The 4,439-nt window shown below is 48.8% G+C and carries 4 protein-coding genes, 4 tRNA genes and 1 rRNA gene; 8 read left to right on the top strand and 1 reads right to left on the bottom strand.

The window, feature by feature from the left end; genetic code table 11:
* The first annotated feature begins 122 nt into the window (after positions 1-122).
* From rrf to birA, 3 genes are all read left to right on the top strand, one after another.
* Positions 123-238 (top strand): 5S ribosomal RNA (gene rrf / locus ET34_RS0118845).
* Positions 239-401: 163 nt separating this feature from the next.
* Positions 402-1,430 carry a UDP-N-acetylmuramate dehydrogenase gene (gene murB, locus ET34_RS0118840; RefSeq protein WP_031524648.1) on the top strand — a complete coding sequence of 343 codons (1,029 nt, stop codon included), beginning with the start codon at positions 402-404 and terminating at the stop codon, positions 1,428-1,430.
* Positions 1,427-2,386, top strand: coding sequence for a bifunctional biotin--[acetyl-CoA-carboxylase] ligase/biotin operon repressor BirA (gene birA / locus ET34_RS0118835; protein WP_031524646.1), 960 nt, complete (start codon positions 1,427-1,429; stop codon positions 2,384-2,386). The genes murB and birA overlap by 4 nt, the downstream gene beginning before the upstream one ends.
* 30 nt (positions 2,387-2,416) lie before the next feature.
* Here birA and coaA read toward each other — a convergent pair whose 3' ends face one another.
* The gene (coaA, locus tag ET34_RS0118830) at positions 2,417-3,367 is read right to left on the bottom strand and encodes a type I pantothenate kinase (RefSeq protein ID WP_031524644.1); all 951 of its coding nucleotides are present in this window, start codon (positions 3,365-3,367) and stop codon (positions 2,417-2,419) included.
* A 434-nt stretch (positions 3,368-3,801) separates the two neighbouring features.
* Between coaA and ET34_RS0118825 the strand changes: the two genes are divergently transcribed.
* The 5 genes from ET34_RS0118825 to ET34_RS23035 all read left to right on the top strand — a co-directional run.
* Positions 3,802-3,877: transfer RNA gene (locus ET34_RS0118825), tRNA-Thr, on the top strand.
* 9 nt (positions 3,878-3,886) lie between these two features.
* Positions 3,887-3,971, top strand: a tRNA-Tyr gene (locus ET34_RS0118820).
* Between the two features lie 119 nt (positions 3,972-4,090).
* Positions 4,091-4,165, top strand: a tRNA-Gly gene (locus ET34_RS0118815).
* A 6-nt stretch (positions 4,166-4,171) separates the two neighbouring features.
* Positions 4,172-4,247: transfer RNA gene (locus ET34_RS0118810), tRNA-Thr, on the top strand.
* Between the two features lie 111 nt (positions 4,248-4,358).
* On the top strand, positions 4,359-4,439 hold an 81-nt coding region (locus tag ET34_RS23035; protein WP_003842260.1), incomplete at its 3' end, for an elongation factor Tu.

Raw genomic sequence — 4,439 nt, 5'->3', positions numbered from 1 at the left:
ACTAATGAACCGTGAGGCTTAACCTTACAACGCCGAAGATGTTTTGGTGTTGGATTTGAGAGATTTTCAGCTTGAGACGGATTAAAGCTTATGGCCGCGAGGCGGTAAGCGAACAGAATTTGCCTGGCGGCTGTAGCGCGGTGGTCCCACCTGACCCCATGCCGAACTCAGAAGTGAAACGCCGTAGCGCCGATGGTAGTGTGGGGCCTCCCCATGCGAGAGTAGGGAACTGCCAGGCATCAAATTAAAGAACCTTCAGCGAAAGCTGAGGGTTTTTTGCTTTCTGCTTTCATACAAGATCCCTGAAATCTACCCGCCTTTCCATTCCCGTCCAACCCGCAGCGCAAGCCTTCGTAAAGCGGATAAGGTAAACTAGCTGAAGTTTGGATCAGGATACCTTTATGAGCATTTCACTTAAGCCATTTAACACGTTTGGTGTGCCATCCAGCGCCAGAAACGTTATTCCCGTGAACTCTCCAGAACAGCTCCTCGAAGCATGGCAGCAAGCGTTGCGTGGTGATACGCCTGTTCTTATCCTGGGTGAAGGCAGTAATGTTCTGTTCACTGAGGATTACGATGGTATTGTCATCCTCAACCGCATCATGGGCATAACATGTAGCGAAAGTGACGATGCATGGCATCTTCATGTTGGTGCAGGGGAAAACTGGCACGGTCTGGTTGAATACTCATTGAAACAGGGGATGCATGGCCTTGAGAATCTGGCATTGATCCCGGGTTGCGTAGGCTCCTCCCCTATTCAGAATATCGGCGCTTACGGTGTAGAGCTGAAACAGGTTTGTGAATATGTCGATTGCATTGAGCTTGAAACCGGAAAGATCACGCGCTTAGATGCTCAGCAGTGCCGCTTTGGTTATCGGGATAGCATTTTTAAGCATGAGTATCAGGATCGCTATGCCATTACTGCTGTTGGCCTGCGTCTGGCAAAAGTCTGGCAGCCCGTGTTGACGTATGGCGATTTGGTTCGACTCAATTCTGGTGACGTTACTCCACAAGCCGTGTTTGACGCGGTATGTCACATGCGTACCAGCAAACTGCCCGATCCTAAGGTTTACGGTAATGCTGGCAGCTTCTTCAAAAATCCGGTCATTTATGCACAATGTGCCGCTGAACTGCTGAAAGCATATCCTGAAGCACCGCATTACCCTCAAACAGATGGCATGATAAAACTGGCCGCGGGTTGGCTAATCGATCAATGCGAGCTTAAAGGTTATCGCTGCGGTGGTGCTGCCGTACATCGTAATCAGGCGCTGGTTCTGGTGAATGAAGATAATGCGGTCAGTAAGGATGTGGTAGATCTGGCGCGTCATGTTCGTCAGTGCGTGGGACAAAAATTTAATGTGTGGCTGGAGCCGGAGGTACGTTTTATTGGTCGCACCGGCGAAATCAACGCCGTGGAGAAAATTTCATGAAAGACAACACTGTCCCGCTTACTTTGATCGCGATTCTTGCTGATGGAGAGTTCCATTCCGGTGAGCAGTTGGGTGAATCGCTGGGCATGAGCCGTGCAGCGATCAATAAGCATATCCAGACGCTGCGCGACTGGGGGGTTGATGTCTTTACTGTTCCCGGTAAAGGATACAGCTTGCCCGAGCCGGTTCAGTTACTTGATGAGCATTTTATTCAGTCGCAGATAACTGATGGTTCCGTAACTGTGCTGCCGGTAATTGATTCTACTAATCAATATCTGATGGACCGACTTAATACCCTCGAGTCCGGGGATGCCTGTATTGCCGAATATCAACAGGCTGGACGCGGACGCCGTGGGCGTAAATGGTTTTCCCCATTCGGAGCGAATCTCTACCTCTCCATGTATTGGCGTCTGGAACAGGGGCCAGCTGCCGCGATCGGTCTGAGCCTGGTTATCGGTATCATTATGGCCGAGGTATTACAGGATTTGGGCGCCAGAGACGTGCGGGTTAAATGGCCTAACGATCTCTACCTCAACGATCGTAAGCTGGCAGGAATTCTTGTCGAATTAACGGGTAAAACGGGCGATGCTGCGCAAATTGTTATTGGCGCAGGCATTAATCTTGCAATGCGTCAGGTTGAGGCGGATATCGTCAATCAGGGTTGGATAAATTTGCAGGAAGCTGGAATTATTATCGATCGTAACCAGCTGGCGGTACGCTTAATCAAAGAGTTACGCAGCGCGCTTATTTGCTTTGAGCACGAAGGGTTGTCACCATTTTTATCCCGTTGGGAAAAGCTGGATAATTTCATTCATCGTCAGGTAAAACTCATTATTGGCGAGCGTGAGATTTATGGTATTTCTCGCGGTATCGATGAGCAGGGCGCATTATTGCTTGAGCAAGATGGGGCAGTTAAGCCCTGGATGGGTGGCGAAATCTCTCTGCGCGGTGCGTAATTGAAGGTGGGGGATAGTATCCCCCATCGTTTATTTACGCAGGCGTACCGACTCAACAGCATGGTTCGCACTTTTCGTCATGATCAGACTTGCGCGCTCACGGGTTGGCAATATATTTTCTTTTAGATTCAGTCCATTAATTTCTTTCCACAATGAAGTGGCGATGTTTATTGCTTCTTCCTCAGATAGCTTTGCGTAATTATGGAAATACGAATCCGGATCGGTAAAAGCACCTTCCCGAAATTTCAGGAAGCGATTGATGTACCAGCTCTGTAATAACTCTTCCGGGGCATCCACATATATCGAAAAATCAACGAAGTCTGAAACAAATACATGATGTGGATCATGAGGATAATCCATGCCGCTTTGTAAAACGTTCAGACCTTCCAGAATCAAAATATCAGGATGAGCAACAGTTTTATCGCCGTCGGGGATCACATCATAGATCAGGTGTGAATAGACGGGGGCTGTCACATCAGGAACCCCAGATTTCAGATCCGATACAAATTTTACCAGTCGATGCATATCATAGGACTGAGGAAATCCTTTCTTCTTCATCAAGTCGCGCTCTTTAAGCACCTTATTAGGATGAAGGAAGCCATCAGTAGTGATCAGCTCGACGCGCCGGTGTTCAGGCCAGCGGCTCAGTAGCGCCTGTAACACGCGTGCGGTCGTGCTTTTACCAACGGCGACGCTGCCAGCAATACTGATGATATAAGGAATACGTTGCCCGTCAGTGCCGAGGAACTGCTCCAGCACGGCCTGGCGACGTAAATTAGAACTGATGTAAAAATTCAGCAGACGCGAGAGGGGGAGATAAATCTCCGCAACCTCTTCCAGAGAGAGATCCTCATTAATACCTTTTAGCCGGGCAATCTCACCTTCGGTAAGCGTCATCGGGACTGAATCACGAAGCGCAGCCCACTGGCTCCGGTTAAATTGTAGATACGGCGTCATTAACGTTTGCTCTCTGTTACCCATAAGCATGACCTGCCAGCTGTTGCAGACGAGAGGGGAAGCGACACTTCATATGCCGCGCGCTATCGCACATCGCGCAACTAATCCAAATTTTGACAATGGGCAGGAGGGTAACACCAGATGGCGGGTAATAATAAGAAAAAATCCAAACGCGTAGCCCTGCTATGACATAAGTGGAAAGCGCCACGCAGAAAATGAGCATTTGGGCGTTGCTAAGCCATAAGTGTTTTCATAAGAGGTTTGCTGAAGCAGCAAATGTCATCCATCAAACGAGACAGTACTTAATAGCCCGTCTCTACTGCCGAATATTTATGCTCTGATGGTTGAAATTGCGTCATTTTTACGTGCTAATGCACAAAATGTGAGCGATAGAGCTTTTTAAGCAATTTTTTTGTTGCATGCAGGCGCAGCTGTTCCTAGAATGCGCGCTACTTGATGCCGGCTTAGCTCAGTAGGTAGAGCAACTGACTTGTAATCAGTAGGTCACCAGTTCGATTCCGGTAGCCGGCACCATCAAGTCCGGGTGGGGTTCCCGAGCGGCCAAAGGGAGCAGACTGTAAATCTGCCGTCATCGACTTCGAAGGTTCGAATCCTTCCCCCACCACCAATTTCGGCTTTGTTAAAACGAAGCCTGAGGCGTTAAGCTCCCAGCCGAGCGCCTCGAATAATGAGAGGTTACCTCTCGCTATTCACAACAGAAAGATTCAGGTAGCCGAGTTCCAGGATGCGGGCATCGTATAATGGCTATTACCTCAGCCTTCCAAGCTGATGATGCGGGTTCGATTCCCGCTGCCCGCTCCAAGATGTGCTGATATAGCTCAGTTGGTAGAGCGCACCCTTGGTAAGGGTGAGGTCGGCAGTTCGAATCTGCCTATCAGCACCACTTCTCTTATCCATCCTGTATATCTTCTGTTAATGAATTCAACAACGTCAGGCTTATGCCTGGTTGATGTGGTGATATCACCGATTTATCCGTGTCTTAGAGGGACAATCGATGTCTAAAGAAAAGTTTGAACGTACAAAACCGCACGTTAACGTCGGTACTATCGGCCACGTTGACCATGGTAAAACAACG

The sequence above is a fragment of the Siccibacter colletis genome, assembly GCF_000696575.1.
GTDB classification, from domain to species: Bacteria; Pseudomonadota; Gammaproteobacteria; order Enterobacterales; family Enterobacteriaceae; genus Siccibacter; species Siccibacter colletis.
Note: the sequence above shows the minus strand (reverse complement) of the source record. Positions and strands in the feature narration are given on the sequence as shown.

Bases quoted from the DNA above. Each gene is read 5' to 3' on its own strand.
- murB (WP_031524648.1), top strand. From the start codon at position 402: ATGAGCATTTCACTTAAGCCATTTAACACGTTTGGTGTGCCATCCAGC.
- birA (WP_031524646.1), top strand. From the start codon at position 1,427: ATGAAAGACAACACTGTCCCGCTTACTTTGATCGCGATTCTTGCTGAT.
- coaA (WP_031524644.1), bottom strand. From the start codon at position 3,367: ATGGGTAACAGAGAGCAAACGTTAATGACGCCGTATCTACAATTTAAC.